This window comes from Asanoa iriomotensis, assembly GCF_016862515.1.
Lineage (GTDB): Bacteria > Actinomycetota > Actinomycetes > Mycobacteriales > Micromonosporaceae > Asanoa > Asanoa iriomotensis.
This window is the reverse complement of record NZ_BONC01000031.1, coordinates 82,283-99,359: the sequence shown is the minus strand read 5'-3', so window position 1 is coordinate 99,359 and position 17,077 is coordinate 82,283. Positions and strand designations below refer to the sequence as shown.

Here is a 17,077-nt window from a genome sequence, read left to right as displayed (position 1 = left end):
TAGGACCAGCCACAACCTGGCCCGGCACCAAACCACCCGCCGACAGCACACCGCCGCCACGACGCCCGAGGGCCAAACACAAGCTAAGGCCCGCCACGAAACCGCCCGCTGGCATCGCACCCACCAGCAGGCCGTCCCGGATGCTTCACCCTCTGCCGCAGGCGGAGGGTGGCGGAATGCAGGTGATCGGGGTGGTGGGTCCTGAGATGATCAGGTGATGGATCTGCGACCGTTGCCGCGTTGTGTCGAGTGTGGGTGGCGGCGGCCCGGGCGGGCGCCCGGTTGTCGCGCCTGTTCGCGTTGGCTTGACGATGACATCGAGGCGGCCTGGCGGGCGGCGCTGCGCGACTATGAGGTCGACGACGCCGATGTGCCCGTGTTCGCCGCTACCGTCGTCGCGGATCCGCGTGGGGTCGGGTGGCGCGTGCTCGACGGCGCGCTTGCGCACACCGACTGCCCGGCGTGCGGGGCCGCGCTCGGGTCCGGGCCCGTCGGGTGCGGCGAGTGCGACGTCGCGCACGACTGGCGGTGGTTGGCCGCCGAGCCCGACCGGCAGGGTGTGCCGCCGGGCAACGAGCATGCGATCCGGGTCGCGACCGCCGTCGCGCGGGTGGCGCATCGGTTTCCCGCGCACATGGTGCCTCGCTACGCCGCGACGTTGCCCCTGTTGATCGCGGGTGGGCTGCCTGGCGGCGACGACGCAAGGGCCGCGAATCGGTGGCTTGACAGCGGGGGCACGCTCGACGCTCTGGATGCCGCCGCAAGCACCGCGGAAATCGCTGCGCTCGTTCGCGTGCCGATCTCTGGATAGACACCTGCGCAATCAGCAAAGAGCGGAACCGATTTCACTCGATGCGCGTGCGGTGACGGCGATATATAGCAGAAATTGGCGTTCGACGAACCGGCCTCACCTCCCCCAAGTGTCAACCGTCGCTAGGCTCCGTAACGGCGACCACGTCGGTCACAGCTGACCGCCGGAATGAGCGCTACCAGCCGCGGACCTGGCCAGCTACGCGATCCCAGCGAGGGCGCCGGCCGGATCGAGCCCCGGCAGTGGGCACTGACGCTCAACACGCGGCAACGCCCGCGTCGGTGCCAGGCCTCGGCAGCGTCCTCCGAGTAGCGGCTCGGGTCGATCTGCTTGGCCGACCCAACGTCACCGAAGCCCTCGTCAGCCGCGGCATGAGGCCCCGTCCGGGCGCTGGACCTGGGGATCTAGAGATCCTCCGACACCTCAGACCGCCAACCGAGCATGGCCACTCCGCGGCGCGGTAGCCCCTGTTGCCACCGGCGACGCCCCGGACCGGCAGACCCCCAAGCCCGCGAACGCCGGAGGCTGCACGGTCGGCAATGAATCGCCGACTCGATCACCGCCCGGCCATTCAACAAAACGAATCGCACCAGGTCAACCAACGACGAATAGCGATCTTGCGCACCGCGAACCCGGTCAATCGAACGCCTGGCAACCGTCCTGATTGGGATCCGCGCTGGGACCATCGTGGATTTCGTTCCAGCCAAAGTGGTTCCCAAACCGAATCCCGCCGACAAACACGAAGAACGGTCACTTACCGCCGATCGCTCCTGCTACAGTCGTGGTTCGCTGGGAAATGTCGCCGGAAGCCCGCGCAGGGGGCGATGAAATGCCACGTGCGGTCTCGGCCGGCGCCAAGCCGCTGGCCTCCGCAATTCCGGCCGGGCTATTCGTCCTGGTCGGTCTGGTCGCCGCAATCGCATATGTCGTCGTCGGCAACATGGCCGATGTCCTTTTCGTGATCGTAGGCCTGGGCGCCTCGGTCGCACTGGTCGTCGGGCCGATCCGGCACCGCGCCCGGCCGAGCTGGCCGTGGTTTCTCCTGGCGGCCGCCTCGGTCCTGTTCCTCGTCGGCGCAATAGTCAGGCCGTGGTCGGCTGATCAACGCGGTGCCGCTCAACTGATCAGCGACGCGTTCACGGTGCCCGGTTATGTGCTGATGTTCGTGGGTCTGATCGGCTTCCTCACGATGAAGCACGGACCCAAGCGCCACGCCGTCATCGACGGGATGTTGATCGGGCTCGGCGCCGGCCTCATCTTCGCCCTGCTGTTGTCGCTCCCGGCCGCCGACGTCACCGACCGGTCGGCCGCGGTGTCCGCCGTGGCTGGGCTCTACCCCATCTTCGACCTGGTGCTGGTGCTGCTGGTCGCGAACATCGCCTTCACCACCTCGCTCCGCGGCCCCAGCTACCTCATGCTCATCGGTTCGATGGTGCTGTTGCTCGCGGGCGACATCGGTTACGCCATCATCGGCGTCAACGGCACGCTCATCGCCAACCGCTGGATCGACCTGCCGTTCCTGTTCGGCTTCGTGCTGATCGGCGCCTGCGCCTTGCATCCATCCATGCGCGACATCGGCCGCAGCACGCCGCTGCCGGTGCAGGCCTGGTCCTGGCGCCGGCTGTCGCTGATCGTCCCGGCGCTGGCGGTGCCGTTCGTGCTGACCGCCGTGATCGCCGAGCAGAGCCTCCTCGACCGCGTGGTCATCGCCGTCGGTGGCGCGCTGATGGTCGCGTTGCTGCTGCTGCGGGCGGTTTCAGCGGTGCAGGCGTACGCGGCCGCGCAGCGGGAGTACGAGTACCAGGCCACCCACGACCACCTGACCGCCCTGCCCAACCGCGCGCTGCTCGTCGACCACGTCGGCCAGGTGCTGGCCCGCCCAGCGGACACCGACCGTCCACTGTGGTTGTACTTCCTCGACCTCGACGGCTTCAAGCTCGTCAACGACTCGTGGGGCCACTACGCCGGCGACCGGGTGATCGTCGAGGTGGCCCGCCGCCTGCGGCGCACCGTGCCAGCCGGCGCCGCGGTCGCGCGGGTGGGCGGCGACGAGTTCGTCATCGCGCACGAGTCCACCACCGAAGAGGCCGTCGCGCTCGCCGAGCGCATCCTGGCCAGCCTCACCCTGCCGCTCAAGGCCACCGCGTCGGACGTCGTGGTGTCGGGTTCGATCGGCATCGCGGGCTCGGCCTGCTCGGGCTCGCCGAGGACGGCGGCCGAGGCCGAGGCGGCCACGGAGGCACGCGACCCGCACGCCGCGGGTTCCGCGCTCGTCACCGCCGAGGGGTTGCTGCGCGACGCGGACACCGCGATGTACCAGGCGAAGGCCGAAGGGCGCGGCCGCTGGGTGCTGTTCGACACCACGATGCACCATCAGGTACGCGACCGGATCGACATCGAGCTCGCGCTGCGGCACGCGCTGGCGCACGACCAGCTCCGGCTGGCGTACCAGCCGATCGTCCGTCTTGGCGGCGCCCGCCTGGCGGGCGTAGAGGCGCTGATCCGCTGGGAGCACCCGGTCAAGGGCACGATCGCCCCGCCGAAGTTCATCCCGATCGCCGAGGAGACCGGGTTGATCAGCGACCTGGGTCGCTGGGTGATCCGCGAGGCGCTGCGCCAGCTCGCCGAGTGGCGCCGGGACGACGTGGTCGACGAGGACTTCTGGCTGTCGATCAACGTCTCGCCGCGCCAGCTCCGCGACCCGCGCCTGCCGGGCGAGGTGGCCGAGGCCCTGGCCGAGAACGGCCTGGACGGCTCGTCGGTGATGCTGGAGATCACCGAGTCGGTCATGGTCGACGGCTCGCAGGTCACCGACCAGGTGATCGCCGAGCTGCGCGGCCAGGGCGTGCGCCTGGTGGTGGACGACTTCGGCACGGGCTTCTCGGCGCTGGGCTACCTGCGCCGCCACCCGGTCACGGGCGTGAAGATCGACCGCTCCTTCGTCGGCGGCCTCGGCACGAACCCGGAGGACGAGGAAATCGTCCGCGCCGTGGTCGCGATGAGCTCGGCCCTGGGCCTGACGGTCGTCGCGGAGGGCGTGCAGACCCAGGCCCAGCGCGACGTGCTGCAGGCGTTGGGCGTGGTTTACGGCCAGGGCTGGCTGTGGGGCCGCCCGCAGGACCCGGAGACCTTCGCCCGCCTGCGCCAGCCGGCGACGATCGGCCGCGGCGGCGCGCTGGCCAGGGGAGGCCGGGCCACCCCGGACCGTTTGTCGGCACCGGCCTCGCTCCCGCGCCTCGGACCGGCACCGACAACGCCCGACGGCGACGCGGAGGACCGCCGCCTGCTCGACCCGATCCCCACGACATCGACCGCCGCCGCCGAACAAGGCGTGCCGCCCACGAACGGCAACGGTGTCCGTCCGGTCAAATCCGGCGCCGGGACACCGGGAGAAATCCCGGTGCCGCCGAAGCTCCGTGCGGCGACGGCCTCCACCGAGGACCCGAGCCGCGCGACCCCCGGGGAGAACCTCGTCCGGAGCCACGAAGCCGCGGAACCGACCCAGCCGGTGCCACGCCTGCCGGTCAAGAACAGGCGCCGATCGGCCGAGGACGCTCCGATCACCCGGCCAACCGACGACCAACAGGCCGCGGACACCGTCGACGTATCCCACCGCGTCTCCCCCGCACCCGCCAAGCACGCACCAACCGCCATCCGCCTCCGAATCGACCCAACCGAAGACTGAACGATCGCCACACCCTCGCGGAGCGTCGCCTGGCGGCTGACAGGGCTCCTTGCGAAACGTGCGAAACGTCCGCGGCGACGCCGGTCACCGACGCGTCGATCCGCAGAGCCTGAACCCGAACCGGCCACAACCTGGACGCTGCTCCCGAACAGCCACAGGCTCCCGGGGCATCGCCTGTGAAGCCGGCACCGCTGCCGGCGAGATCCGCCCGAGTCGGCGCCCAGCCGCCGACGCATCGATCCCCGGAAGCTGACCGGCCGGCCCGGTCAGCACTCGCGCTCGCGCGCCCCGCTGACGCTGGGCCGCCGGACCGGCCACGACCTGCGTGCTGCGCCCGAAGAGCTACCCGTTCGCGCAGCGTCGCCGGAGGGCCGGCGCGGTTCCCGGCGAAGCCTTCCCGGGTCGACGCCCCGCCGCCGCGTGGATCCGCGAAAGCTGACCAGCCGACCTTTTCGGTATCCATGCGCACGGGTCCGCCGACCCCAGGCCCGCCGGCCAGAACGGGACAGCCGCACGGCAGCGGGTGTGGCCGAGGACGGGGCCGCCGGTGGTTTGGTCGCCCCCGCGTCGCCGCATGTCGCGGAGGTGGCTGCCGGGATGCGCGACCCGGCGTAGGCCCCGTTGCATCGTCGGCTGGCCGAGCTGACTCGCCGAGCGTGAGGGTGCCCGGCACCTCGCTGCCGCCGGTGACGACGACTCGCGGAGCGCCGCCAGAGAGCCGGCACGGTTCCCGACGAAACCCTCCGAGGGCGGCAAACCTGGTCGCCGACGCATGGAGTTGCCGAGCCTGACCGGCTGCGGATCAGCACCCGAGCTCGCGGACCTCGCCAGCGTCTCGCCGCTGGACCGACCATGATCTGGGCCCGCTCCCGAACCAACCACGCGCTCGCGCAGAAGCGAGGCGGCTCTCGACGTCCCAGTCGGCGCCCGGCCGCCGACGCGTGGGTCCGTGGGAGGCTGAAGGGCCGTGCCGGTCGGTACCCGTGCTGGTGCCCCGCTGGCCCGCACCGACCACGACCTATCGGCTGGCGGAGCGACCCGCCGTCGGATCGATCGGCCGGGATCAAGCGATGTGAGCAGCGAGGCGCCGAAGGACGTGGCGGGTCGGCCGCACAACCGTCAGGGGGAGGGTGGGAGTTCCCAGGACCAGAAGGCTTGGGTGTCGAGGCGGGTGGGGAGCACGTCCGGGGTCAGGGCCGTCAGTCTGCGGGTTATCGCGGCGTCCAACCCGCCCGATTCGTTGCGGGCGCAGAGGTCCAGGGCCGCTACGCCCGCGTTGGCGCGGACCACTCGCCACATGCGTTCGATCAATGCCTCGAAGGCCCCCGAGTGGCGGTGGGTGGCGGCGATCGCGAGGAAGCCCAGGTACCAGATGCGGCGGGCGGCATAGTGGTCCGGCCAGCGGTGGGCGAAGTAGTCCGGGGAGATCAGCGGCATCGCGGACAGGTCGTTGGTGAGCGTGGACAAGCCCGCCAGGGCGCCGTCGGGAGCTATCGCCACGTATTTCTCCACCCGGTCGTCCGACATGATGTCGTCGAACTCCGTGCGATACAGAACGTGACGTTGGACCGCCACGTGGCGTAGTTCGTCGAACGCCGACGCGTATAGGTGCCAGGCCTCCTCGCGGCGCGTGCCTGCAATGATCTTCTCTACGTCAACGTCCATGGTTGCCCGCCCTCGATCAACGATCGGAGGGCAACGCTACTCACTGTCACGAAATATGCAAGGTCACTCCGGCTCGTTGTCGGCATTGCCGCCGATCACATAAGGCGTCGTGTAGCCCTCGTAGGCCAGGTGCGCGACCATGCCGTCCGCCGCGTGCGGCAGGTTGTGGCAGTGGTCCATCCAGATGCCCGGATTGTCCGCGCGGAACGCGATCACATACGTCTCGCCCTCGTCGACGTCGAGCGAGTCCGTCCACCACGGACTGCCGCTGGCCGCGACCCCGTCCCGAGACAGCACCAACGCCGTGTGACCGTGCAGATGCATCGGGTGCACCTCGCCCGAGTCGTTCTTGATCGTCATCCGGACCATGTCGCCCTCGCGGACCATGAACATCGGCACGTCCGGATAGAGGTGGCCGTTCATCGTCCAGAACAACCCCGGGCGCCCGTCGACGAAGCCCGGCCACCGGTCGATCGTCAGCGAGAAGTCGCGGTCGAACCGACTCGTGTCGAGCGGGACCGGCCCGGGCGTGCCGTAGGACAGCAGGTCCAGCAACGAAGCCGGTGTGGCGGCAGCGGGAACAGCCGCGCCGGAGGGCCCGAGCACCAGCGACGACCCGGCGCCCAGGTCGACCCGCACCGCACCACCACCACCGGCCGGCGGCGTGACCTCGAGATCCGCCCGCCCACCAGCGGCGATGGACAGCCCTTGGTCGACGACCGGCCCAGGCGAGTGCAGGTCGTGCCCGTCGACGGCCAGCACCCGGTAGGGCGCCCCGGCCACCGACACCCGCAGCGGCCCGTTGTCGGTGTTGACCACCCGCACCCGGGTCGCCACCCCGGCCGCGGCCACGATCCGCCGCTCCCCGGTCGCACCCTGCACCGTCCGCCGGCCGTCATAGGTGTGCACCTGCGCCACCACGTCAGGCCCGGAGGACGAACCCGGCGGCAGCACGACCAGCGCACCGAACAGCCCGCCTTTGACCTGCTCGTGCGACACCTGGTGGGAGTGGTACCAGTAGGTCCCCGCATCGAGAACCTGGAACCGGTAGGTGTGCCGTCCCCCGATCGGCACCGCGTCCTGGGTCACCCCGGCCACGCCGTCCTCGGCGTTGGGCACCCGCACACCGTGCCAGTGCAACGCCACACCGTCGGGCACCGACTCGTTGACCAAGTCGACCTGCACGAGGTCGCCCACCGTCGCCCGGATCTCCGGCCCCGGCGACGACCCGTTGAGCGTGTAACCCGAGACCTTCTCCCCGGAAGCCAACGTGACCGTCCCAGCCCGCGCGGTCAGCGACATCGAAACCGCCGGCGTCCCCGAAGCGGGCCCGGTCAAGGTCGCGACCGACACGCCACCCGCGTGCTGGTGCCCACCCGCAGGGACAAAACCGCCGCCGTAGTCGGCGTAACCCATCGACATCACGGAGTAGCTTGACGGCAGCCGACTGTCGTACCAGAGATATCCGAGCGTGCCGACCAGCACCAGAGACAGCCCGATCGCGCCCCACCGCAGCACCTGAGAAACCCAACGCGGTCGCGCCGGCCCGGCGGCCTCCGCACCGCCGGACGGTGGCGCCCCCACCGTGTCGAGGGCAGCCTTGTCCGCCCCGGCCGGGCTGGAAGAGCGCTCGGCCGGGTCGTCGGTGCCCGTCATGCGCTCGCGGGAACCCCGGGGTCACCGGTTGCGGCGGCCACAGGGGTGTCGGACCGGGACGCGCGAGCGCCGGCGATGCCGGCGACGCCCGCGATCGCGAACGCGTTGAGGGCGTGCAGGAGGCCGACCACGGGCGCGCTGAACGACGCGAAGGCCAGCGCGATCTGCAGGACCACCAGGCCGACGGTCGCCCAGGCCAGTGCCACGCCGCCGCGCACCTTGGCGAAGAACGAGATGATGCCGAAGAGCAGCGCCAGCAGCGGGATGACCATCATGCCGAGCACCGAGTGGATCATGGCGCCGGCGTTGGCCTCGGTGTCCTCGGTGAACGGCACGCCGTCACCGGCCTTGTTGAGGATGTCGAACGTGCTCCACGCGATGACCAGCACCTGCACCACCACACCGAGCGCGATCAACCGGGACAGCCAGACGTAGAGCGAACGCATCAGAGAACCCCGTCCGGGAGAGTCTGTGGTTGGACGCGATGACTCTATGACCTGCGTACGACGGTTTCGTACTCGGCCGGGAGTATCCGACAGTACGCAGGCGGACGTATCACAGCGCCTGGCGCAACCACTCCTCCACGCCCGCGATGTGCACGGTCGCCCACGACCGGGCCAGCTCCGGCTCGCGCCCCGCGATCGCGTCGACGATCGCCTGGTGCTGCTCACGGGTCTTGTCGACGGCACCCTCCTGGGTGAGCCCGCGCCAGATCCGCGCGCGCGTGGTCGGCCCCGACAGCCCGTCGATCAGCGAGCACAGCGCCGCGTTGCCCGAGCCCGCCGCGATCGCCCGGTGGAACTCCAGGTCGTTGGCGACCAGCGCCTCCACCGACGGAGCGGGCCCCAACTCGTCGAGCACCCGCTGCAGCTTGGCGATGTCGTCGTCGTTCATCCGCCGCGACGCCAGCGCGGTGGCCGCCGGCTCCAGGATCCGCCGGACCTCGAGGAACTGCAGCACGGTGTCGTCGCGGTGGAAGTCCACCACGAAGCTCAGCGACTCCAGCAGCAGGTCCGGCGAGAGGCTCGTGACGTACGTGCCGTCACCCTGCCGCACGTCGAGCACCTTGATGATGGACAGCGCCTTCACGGCCTCGCGCAGCGAGTTGCGGGACAGCCCGAGCCGCTCCGCGAGGTCGGCCTCCTTGGGGAGACGGTCCCCGGGGCCGAGGGCCCCGGAGACGATCATCTCCTTGATCTTGTCGATCGCTTCGTCGGTCAACGCCACGGCGCCGCCACCTCAGTCCTGTGCCTTGCCCGTGGTCACCCGGGCCAGCATCAGCGCGACCAGGATGATCAGGCCGTAGATGGCCTGGATCCACTGCGCCGAGACGCCGGCGAGCGTGAGGATGTTGTTGATCAGGCCGAGCACGATCACACCGCAGAGGGCGCCGAACAGCGTGCCCTTGCCGCCCTCCATGCTCACCCCGCCGATCACCGCGGCCGCGAAGACCGTGAAGATCATGCCGGAGCCCTGCGCCGACGCGACCGAGCCGAGCCGCCCCGTCATCAGCAGACCCGCCAGCGCCGCCAGCAGCCCGCCGACGATGAACACGACGAAGATCACCCGGTCGGCCCGGATGCCCGCCGCGCGCGCCGCGTCCCGGTTGCCGCCGATCGCGTACACCGCGCGCCCGTGCCGGAACCAACCGAGCACCGCGATCCCGATCGCGAACAGGATGCCGCAGATCCAGATCGAGGCCGGCAGGCCGAACCACTGAGCGTTGCCCAGGTAGAGGACGGAGGAAGGCAGCTCGAACAGGTTCTGCCCACCCGTGATGCCGATCTGCAGACCGCGCAGGACGATCAGCATGCCGAGCGTGACGATGAACGCCGAGAGCCCGAAACGCAGGATCAGCACACCGTTGAACGCCCCGATCAGCACGCCGACCAGCAGGCAGATCGGGATCGCCAGCGCCGAGGACCATTCGGTGCCGAGCCCGTTGCTGGCCGCCGGGATGACCAGCGCGACGGCGAGCGCCGGCGCGAGGCCGACGGTCGACTCCAGTGACAGGTCGAACCGGCCGCCGATCAGGATGATCGCCTCGGCCAGCACCAGCAGCGAGAGTTCGGTCTGCTGCTGCAGCACGTTGATGATGTTGGCGCTGCTCAGGAACACCGGGTCGATCAAGGCACCAACCAGGACCAACACGATGATCGCGGGTACGAGCGCCAGGTCCCGCATCCGCGCCAGCGCCGGCCCACGCAGCCGGCGCGCGGGAGGCGCGTCCGCGACAGGTGGTGCGGTGGTGGTGCCGCTCATGACTCCGCTCCTTCTGAAGAAACACCTTTGCCGGCCGATGAACCCTGGTCGCCGCCGACCGCGACGCCCTCCTCGGCGTTGGACGTGGCCTCGTCCGCCGATGCGACGCCTTCCACGGCCGCGACCACCTCCGCGTCGTCCCAGCCGCGCGGAAGCGTGGCGGTGACCTGACCGTGGAACATGACCAGCACCCGATCGCAGTGGCGCAGGTCGTCGAGCTCGTCGGACACCATCAGCACGCCGGTCCCCTGGTCGGCCGCCGACCGCACCGCGCCGAGCAGCGACTCCTTGGAGCGCACGTCGACACCGGCGGTCGGGTTGATCAGCACCAACACCGCAGGCGAGGTTGACAGCGCCCGGGCCAGCACGACCTTCTGCGCGTTGCCGCCGGAGAGGCTGGAGACGGGAGCGGCCGGACTCTCCGCGCGGATGTCGTATTTTTTCACCATTTCACTGGCTACGGCGGTGCGCCGCCGCGGCACCACGACACCCGCCGGCCCCAGCTGCGAAGCGATCGGCAGCGTCGCGTTCTCCGCCACCGACAACAGCGGCACGAGCCCCTCGCGGTGCCGGTCCTCGGGCACGAGCCCGATGCCCGCCTTCAAGGCGGCCGGCACGCCGGCACCGACGACGGAGGTGCCCACCGAGACCGTGCCGCTGTCGGCGCGACGCAATCCGCCGACAGTCTCGGCCAGCGAGACCTTCCCGCTGCTCCCGGACCCGGTCACCCCGACGATCTCACCGGCACGAACCTCCAGGTCGATCCCGGTGTACGCGTCGGCGAGCGTGAGCGAGCGAAGCGACAGGGCCGGCTGCGCCGACGACGGCACCGTGCGGGGCGCCACGTCGGTGAGCCCGACCGCCTCGCCCGTCATCGCCGCCACCAACGCCGAGTGCCCGACCGCCGACACCGGCTCCGTGAGCACCCAGCGGGCGTCCCGCAGCACGGTCACGGTGTCGCACACCTCGTACACCTCCCGCAGGTGGTGCGAGATGAACAGCATCGTCACGCCGGAAGCGGACAGGGACCGCATGCGAACGAACAGCCGCTCGATCGCCGTCGCGTCGAGCCGCGCGGTGGGCTCGTCGAGGATGATGAAGCGGGTCCCCAACGAGAGCGCCCGGGCGATCTCGACGAGCTGCCGCTGCTCGACGTTGAGGTCGCCGGCCATCGCGGCCGGGTTGACCGCGACGCCGTACTCCTCCAGCAGAGAAGCGGCCCGCCGCCGCAAACCGCCCCAGCGGATGGGGCCCCGCGCGGTCTGCCGGTTGAGGAACAGGTTCTCGGCGACCGACAGCGTGGGGATGATGGTCGACCGCTGGTAGACGCAGGCGACCCGGCGCCGCCAACCGTCCCGGTCGGACGGCGCCGGTGCCGGCTCGCCGCCGAAGGACACGGTGCCCTCGTCGGCCCGCTGCAGCCCGGTGAGCACCGATACCAGCGTGGACTTGCCGGCGCCGTTGCGACCCACCAACGCGTGCGTCTCACCGGGCCGGACCGCCACGCTCACACCGGACAGCGCGGTCGTCGCGCCGAAGCGCTTGGTTATCTCCTGAGCCGAGACGGCCGGGGGCGGGGCGGCAGCCCCACCCCCGACCGCGTCGGAGAGCACTCCGGTCATCACTTCCCGATCTGGTTGCCCCACAACGACGCGTCGTCGACGTTGTCCTTCGTCACGAGCGGCGCCGGCAGCTGGTCTTCGAGCACGCCGTTGCCGACGTCGATGATGGTGCTGTCATGGTCGGTCGGTCCAGGGGTGAACGTCTTTCCCTCGACCGCGGCCTTCGCGTAGAAGAGCGCGTACTTCGCGTAGAGGTCCGCCGGCTGCGAGACGGTGGCGTCGATCTCGCCCTTGCGGATCGCCTCGAACTCCTGCGGGATGCCGTCGTTGGACACGATGAAGATGTGCTTCGGGTCGGTCGGCGGGACCAGCAGGTTCTTGGACTTCAGCAGCTGCAGGGTCGGCGCCAGGAACACGCCGCCGGCCTGCATGTAGATGCCCTTGATGTCGGGGTGCTGCGCGAGCCGGGTCTGCAGCGCGGCGGACGCCTTGGCGCCCTCCCACTCGGTCGGCTCCTCGAAGATGGTGATGCCGGGGAACTTCGTCTTCATGCACTCGGCGAAGGCCTCGGAGCGGTCGCGGCCGTTGACGGACGACAGCGAGCCCTGGAACTCGATGACCTTGCCCTTGCCGCCGAGCTTCTCACCGAGGAACTCGCAGGCCTTCTGGCCGTAGGCGCGGTTGTCGGCCCGCACGACCATGAAGACCTTGCCCTTGTCGGGCCGGGTGTCCACGGAGACGACCGGGATCTTCTTGCTCTCCAGCATCGTGAGCGTGGTCGCGATCGCGCCCGTGTCCTGCGGCGCCATCACGATGGCCTTCGCGCCCTGCGCGGTGAGCGCCTGGGCGTTGGCCACCAGCTTGGCGATGTCGTTCTGCGAGTTGGTCGGCGTCATCAGGTTGATGTCGCTTTCCTTCGCGTACTGCGGGATGTACTTCGCGTACGAGTTCCAGAAGTCGGAGTCGGCCCGGGGCAGGTCGACGGCGATCGGCGGCTTGGCGTCGCCGGTGCCGGTGCCACTGCCACCGGACGAGGCGGGGTCGGACGAGTTGCAACCGGCGGTCGCCGCGGCGAACGCGGCGACGACCGCCACGCTGACGACGGCGCGTCTCTTCAGCATCATCGCTGTCCTCTGTGGTGGGTAGCGGGATGGGTAGGGGATGGAGCGGTTCAAACGGCGCGCGACCAGGCCGGGCCGTCAGGGAAGGCGAACCGGGCCCGGCTTTCCGGGCGCATGGTCGAGCTGAAGCCGGGCGCCTGGGGTGCCAGGTAACGCCCGGCGCGGATCTGCACAGGGTCGAGAAAGTGCTCGTGGAGGTGGTCCACGTACTCGATGACGCGGTTGTCCATGGAACGGGACACCGCGACGTAGTCGAAGAGCGAGAGGTGCTGCACTAGCTCGCACAGGCCGACGCCGCCCGCGTGCGGGCAGACCGGCACGCCGAACTTGGCCGCCAGCAACAGGATCGCGATGTTCTCGTTGACGCCGGCCACCCGGGCGGCGTCGAGCTGCACATAGGACACCGCGCCGAGCTGGAGGAGCTGTTTGAAGACCACACGGTTCTGCACGTGCTCACCGGTGGCCACCGGGACGGGCGCGATGCCGCGGGCGATGGCGGCGTGCCCGACCACGTCGTCGGGGCTGGTCGGCTCCTCGACCCACCAGACGTCGTACGGAGCAAGGGCGCCGACCCATTCGATCGCGTCGCCGACGTCCCACCGCTGGTTGGCGTCGACCGCGATCCGGATGTCCGGACCGCAGACCTCGCGGGCGATCCGCAGCCGGCGCAGGTCGTCGGCCAGGTCCGCGCCCACCTTCAGCTTGATCTGGGTGAACCCCTCGTCGAGCGCCTCCTGGCACAGCCGGCGCAGCTTGGCGTCGTCGTAGCCCAGCCACCCGGGCGAGGTGGCATATGCCGGATAACCGTGCGCCAGCAGCTCCGCGACCCGCTCCTCACGCCCGACCGCGCCGGGCTGCAGCAGCTCGAGCGCCTCACCGGGGGTGAGCGCGTCGGTCAGGTAGCGGAAGTCGACGAGCGAGACCAGCTCCTCCGGCGGCATGGAGGCGAGCAACTGCCAGAGCGGCAGGCCCGCCTGCTTGGCCTTGAGGTCCCAGAGCGCGTTGACCACGGCCGAGATGGCCATGTGCATGACGCCCTTCTCGGGGCCCAGCCAGCGGAGCTGCGAGTCGTGCACCAGCTCGCGCCAGAACGCGCCCAGGTCGTCGAGCACGTTCTTGACCAGGCGACCGGCGAGGTAGGGGCGCAGGGCGGCGATCGCGGCGGTCTGCACCTCGTTGCCGCGCCCGATGGTGAACGCGAACCCGTGCCCCTCGTGCCCGTCGAGCTCGTCGGTGCGCAGCACGACGTAGGCAGCCGAGTAGTCCGGGTCCGGGTTCATCGCGTCGGAGCCGTCCAGCTCGCGCGAGGTCGGAAACCGCACGTCGTAGGTGTCCAGCGACACGAAGCGGGCGGTCATCGATGGTCCTCACGCGCATTCATAGGTCCGATGTTTACCAGGTGATCGGATGTATGGCAAGGCCCTCGATCTCTACAAAGGAAGAATCGCCCCGCGCACGGGGCGATTCATCCAATGACTGTTTAGACGAGATCGAACTTCTCCCAGGCCCCGATGGCCGCCCGGTTGGCGATCAGCGAGGCCGCGCCGGCGTTCTCGGCGACCACGTACATGTTGTTGACGGTCGCCCGCAGGCTCTCACTGCCGTCCGCGTTGCGGACCAGGGCGAACGTCTCCCACGGCCCGACCGCCGCCCGGTTGGCGACCAGCGGGTTGGCGCCCGCGTTCTCCGCGCAGACGTACATGTTGTTGGCCCGGGACCGCAGCGCGACGTTGCCGCCACCGAGGTCGACCACGTCGAACCGCTCGGTGGTGCCCGCCGTCGTCTTGTTGGCGATCAGCGGCGTCGTGCTGTTGGCCGCGCTGACGAACAGGTTGTTGGCCAGCGACTTCAGCGTCGAGCCGCCGGTCGGCGGCGTGCCCGTCGAGTTGATCGTGAACGCGTCGAGGTCGAACAGGTTGCCCGCCCCACCCTTGAACACGAAGAACAACTGGGTCGACCCGGACGGCAGGTTCGTCAGGTTGGCCGTCACGTTGACGTAGGTCTCCCAGCCACCGGTCGGGCTGACCGTCAACGTGCCGTGCAGCGTGCCGGTCTGCGAGCCGCTGCGCACCTCGATGGTGCCGCCGATCGTGCCGGAGGCCACCCGCGCGGTGATGCTGCTGGCACCCGACAGGTTGTAGGGCCGGAACGAGATCCAGTCGTTGTTGTCGATGTAGCCGGCGGTCGCGCCGCCCTCGGCCGGTGCGTGGTTGGCGATCTGCACCCCGCCCGACTGCGCCGAGAAGTGCTCACCCTGGCGGTGCCGGGGCTGCAGGACCTTCTGGTTGGTGGTGGTCAGGCCGCCGTTGTCGGTGTAGGAGGCGACGAAGATGCCGAAGATGTTGGCCGCCGCGTCGTGCTCGCCGTCGGTGGGCACGGTGAGCGTGCCGGAGCAGCCCGACTTCGAGGTGATCTGGTGCGAGTGGTTGTCGTGGCCGAGGAAGTAGGTCACCGACACCCGCGCGCAGTTGATGGTGCCGTCCTCAGGATCGGAGACGCTGACCGTGTACGGGATGGTGTCGCCGAAGTTGAACAGCGACCCATCGGCCGGGGCGCTGAGGTTGACCGTCGGCGCGGTGTTGCCCACCGTGACGACCAGGCTCGCCGTGCCCGACAGCCCGGTCGGGTCGGTCACCCGGAGCGTCGGTGTGTAGGTGCCGTTGGTGTTGTACGTCTTCGTCGGGTTCGCCGCGGTCGAGGTGGTGCCGTCGCCGAACGTCCAGAGGTACGACAGCGCGCCGCCCTCCGGGTCCGACGACCCCGCCGACGAGAAGTTGATGGTCAGCGGCGCCGGGCCCGAGGTCCGGTTGGCCGAGGCGACCGCGACCGGGCTGCGGTTGCCGCCGCCGATGTACTCGATGCGGTAGAGCGCCTGGTTGTTGGAGCCCGTGCCGTAGTCGAGCACGTAGAGCGCGCCGTCCGGCCCGAAGGCCATGTCCATGACCTGCGTGCCGTCCCACGGGAAGTCGGAGATCTCGCCGTAGGTGCCGTTGGCGTTCACCGCGATCGCCTTGATCCACTGGCGGCCGTACTCACCGGCGAAGTAGCGGCCGTCGAGCGACTGCGGGAACTTGACCGCCGAGTTCAGCGACGCGTTGTAGCGGTAGACCGGGCCGCCCATCGGGGACTCCGAGCCGCCGCCGAACTCCGGCGGTGTCGAGTCGAAGCCGTACCGGATCCAGGACGGCTTGGCCGCCGGCAGCGTCTGCAGGCCGGTGTTGCGGAACGAGTTGTTGGTCGGCCCGCCCGCGCAGTTGTACTTCGCCTGCGACGGTCCGCTCGGGAACGTGTACTCGTTGTAGGTCTCGGCGGTCGAGTTGTTGCCCGTGCAGTACGGCCAGCCGTAGAAGCCGGGCCCGGTGATCCGGTTGAACTCGACCTGCCCGCCCGGCCCGCGGTTGGGGTCTGCGGCGCCCGCGTCCGGGCCGTAGTCGCCGAGGTAGACGATGCCGGTCGGCTTGTCGACGCTCATCCGGAACGGGTTCCGGAAGCCCATCGCGTAGATCTCGGGCCGGGTGTTGGCCGTGCCCGGCGCGAACATGTTGCCGGCCGGGATTGTGTAGCCGCCGGCCGCGGTCGGCTTGATCCGCAGCACCTTGCCGCGCAGGTCGTTGGTGTTCGCCGAGGAGCGCTGCGCGTCGAACTGCGGGTTGCGGTTCGTCCGCTCGTCGATCGGGGTGTAGGCGTTGCTCTCGAACGGGTTCGTGTCGTCGCCCGTGGTCAGGTAGAGGTTGCCGGCCGAGTCGAAGTCGATGTCACCACCGACGTGGCAGCACTGGCCGCGGTCGTTGTCGACGGTCAGCGTGACCACCTGGCTGGCCATGTTGAGCGTGTTGTCGGCGTTGAGCGTGAACCGCGACAGGTTCAGGTGGCCCTTCCACGCGTTGAAGTCGGCGGCCGTGCCGGTGGTCGGCGCGTCACCGCCGGGCGTCGACAGCGGCGGCGAGTAGTAGATCCAGACGTAGCGGTTGGTGGCGAAGTTCGGGTCCACCGCGACGCCCTGGAGGCCCTCCTCGTCGTGCGTGTAGACGGGGATCGTTCCGGCCACCTTGGTGTTGCCGGCGGCGTCAGTGACCCGGACCGTGCCGTTGCGGGCCGTGTGGATGACCGTGCGGTCCGGCAGCACGGCCAGCGACATGGCCTCGCCGATCTCGGCGGAGCCGACGGCGAGCTGCACGGCCTGGTAGTCGGAGGGCGGGATGGGTGCCGCGGCGGCGGGTGTCGCGGCAGCGGTCACCGCCAGCGTCGAGCTGGCGACGCCGAGCAGGCCGACGGCAAGCAGCCGCGACCAGCGCCGGGGGTGTGGGCGCATGTG

Annotated in this window: 11 protein-coding genes; 2 read left to right on the top strand and 9 right to left on the bottom strand. The window is 70.1% G+C overall.

Annotated elements, in window-relative coordinates:
• The first annotated feature begins 217 nt into the window (after positions 1-217).
• Together Air01nite_RS22075 and Air01nite_RS22070 are read left to right on the top strand one after the other, a co-directional pair.
• On the top strand, positions 218-811 hold the full coding sequence (locus tag Air01nite_RS22075) for a hypothetical protein (RefSeq protein ID WP_203704741.1): 594 nt from the start codon (positions 218-220) through the stop codon (positions 809-811).
• Positions 812-1,640: 829 nt separating this feature from the next.
• Positions 1,641-4,496, top strand: a complete 2,856-nt coding sequence (locus tag Air01nite_RS22070; RefSeq protein WP_203704739.1) for a putative bifunctional diguanylate cyclase/phosphodiesterase — start codon at positions 1,641-1,643, stop codon at positions 4,494-4,496.
• A gap of 1,119 nt (positions 4,497-5,615) precedes the next feature.
• On the opposite strand, the gene Air01nite_RS22065 is transcribed toward Air01nite_RS22070, so the two are convergent.
• The 9 genes from Air01nite_RS22065 to Air01nite_RS22025 form a co-directional block, all read right to left on the bottom strand.
• Positions 5,616-6,161 (bottom strand): hypothetical protein, encoded by a 546-nt coding sequence (locus Air01nite_RS22065; protein WP_203704737.1) that lies wholly within the window; start codon positions 6,159-6,161, stop codon positions 5,616-5,618.
• A 63-nt stretch (positions 6,162-6,224) separates the two neighbouring features.
• Positions 6,225-7,817: a multicopper oxidase family protein gene (locus Air01nite_RS22060; protein WP_203704735.1), complete on the bottom strand. Its 1,593-nt coding sequence runs from the start codon at positions 7,815-7,817 to the stop codon at positions 6,225-6,227.
• On the bottom strand, positions 7,814-8,263 hold the full coding sequence (locus tag Air01nite_RS22055) for a hypothetical protein (protein ID WP_203704734.1): 450 nt from the start codon (positions 8,261-8,263) through the stop codon (positions 7,814-7,816). The genes Air01nite_RS22060 and Air01nite_RS22055 overlap by 4 nt, the downstream gene beginning before the upstream one ends.
• A gap of 109 nt (positions 8,264-8,372) precedes the next feature.
• Positions 8,373-9,044 carry a FadR/GntR family transcriptional regulator gene (locus Air01nite_RS22050; RefSeq protein WP_203704733.1) on the bottom strand — a complete coding sequence of 224 codons (672 nt, stop codon included), beginning with the start codon at positions 9,042-9,044 and terminating at the stop codon, positions 8,373-8,375.
• A gap of 12 nt (positions 9,045-9,056) precedes the next feature.
• Positions 9,057-10,079 (bottom strand): ABC transporter permease, encoded by a 1,023-nt coding sequence (locus Air01nite_RS22045; protein ID WP_203704732.1) that lies wholly within the window; start codon positions 10,077-10,079, stop codon positions 9,057-9,059.
• Positions 10,076-11,701, bottom strand: coding sequence for a sugar ABC transporter ATP-binding protein (locus Air01nite_RS22040; RefSeq protein ID WP_203704731.1), 1,626 nt, complete (start codon positions 11,699-11,701; stop codon positions 10,076-10,078). The genes Air01nite_RS22045 and Air01nite_RS22040 overlap by 4 nt, the downstream gene beginning before the upstream one ends.
• Entirely contained in the window at positions 11,701-12,762 is a 1,062-nt protein-coding gene (locus Air01nite_RS22035; RefSeq protein ID WP_239090881.1) for a sugar ABC transporter substrate-binding protein, read from the bottom strand. Before Air01nite_RS22035 ends, Air01nite_RS22040 begins: the two co-directional genes overlap by 1 nt.
• A gap of 50 nt (positions 12,763-12,812) precedes the next feature.
• Positions 12,813-14,120: an L-fuconate dehydratase gene (locus Air01nite_RS22030; RefSeq protein ID WP_203704729.1), complete on the bottom strand. Its 1,308-nt coding sequence runs from the start codon at positions 14,118-14,120 to the stop codon at positions 12,813-12,815.
• A 122-nt stretch (positions 14,121-14,242) separates the two neighbouring features.
• Positions 14,243-17,074 (bottom strand): PQQ-dependent sugar dehydrogenase, encoded by a 2,832-nt coding sequence (locus Air01nite_RS22025; RefSeq protein WP_203704728.1) that lies wholly within the window; start codon positions 17,072-17,074, stop codon positions 14,243-14,245.
• Positions 17,075-17,077: the final 3 nt, after the last annotated feature.

What these genes read in the sequence shown, in the direction of transcription:
- Air01nite_RS22075 (WP_203704741.1), top strand. Translation starts at nt 218, where the DNA reads ATGGATCTGCGACCGTTGCCGCGTTGTGTCGAGTGTGGGTGGCGGCGG.
- Air01nite_RS22070 (WP_203704739.1), top strand. Translation starts at nt 1,641, where the DNA reads ATGCCACGTGCGGTCTCGGCCGGCGCCAAGCCGCTGGCCTCCGCAATT.
- Air01nite_RS22065 (WP_203704737.1), bottom strand. Translation starts at nt 6,161, where the DNA reads ATGGACGTTGACGTAGAGAAGATCATTGCAGGCACGCGCCGCGAGGAG.
- Air01nite_RS22060 (WP_203704735.1), bottom strand. Translation starts at nt 7,817, where the DNA reads ATGACGGGCACCGACGACCCGGCCGAGCGCTCTTCCAGCCCGGCCGGG.
- Air01nite_RS22055 (WP_203704734.1), bottom strand. Translation starts at nt 8,263, where the DNA reads ATGCGTTCGCTCTACGTCTGGCTGTCCCGGTTGATCGCGCTCGGTGTG.
- Air01nite_RS22045 (WP_203704732.1), bottom strand. Translation starts at nt 10,079, where the DNA reads ATGAGCGGCACCACCACCGCACCACCTGTCGCGGACGCGCCTCCCGCG.
- Air01nite_RS22040 (WP_203704731.1), bottom strand. Translation starts at nt 11,701, where the DNA reads ATGACCGGAGTGCTCTCCGACGCGGTCGGGGGTGGGGCTGCCGCCCCG.
- Air01nite_RS22035 (WP_239090881.1), bottom strand. Translation starts at nt 12,762, where the DNA reads ATGCTGAAGAGACGCGCCGTCGTCAGCGTGGCGGTCGTCGCCGCGTTC.
- Air01nite_RS22030 (WP_203704729.1), bottom strand. Translation starts at nt 14,120, where the DNA reads ATGACCGCCCGCTTCGTGTCGCTGGACACCTACGACGTGCGGTTTCCG.
- Air01nite_RS22025 (WP_203704728.1), bottom strand. Translation starts at nt 17,074, where the DNA reads ATGCGCCCACACCCCCGGCGCTGGTCGCGGCTGCTTGCCGTCGGCCTG.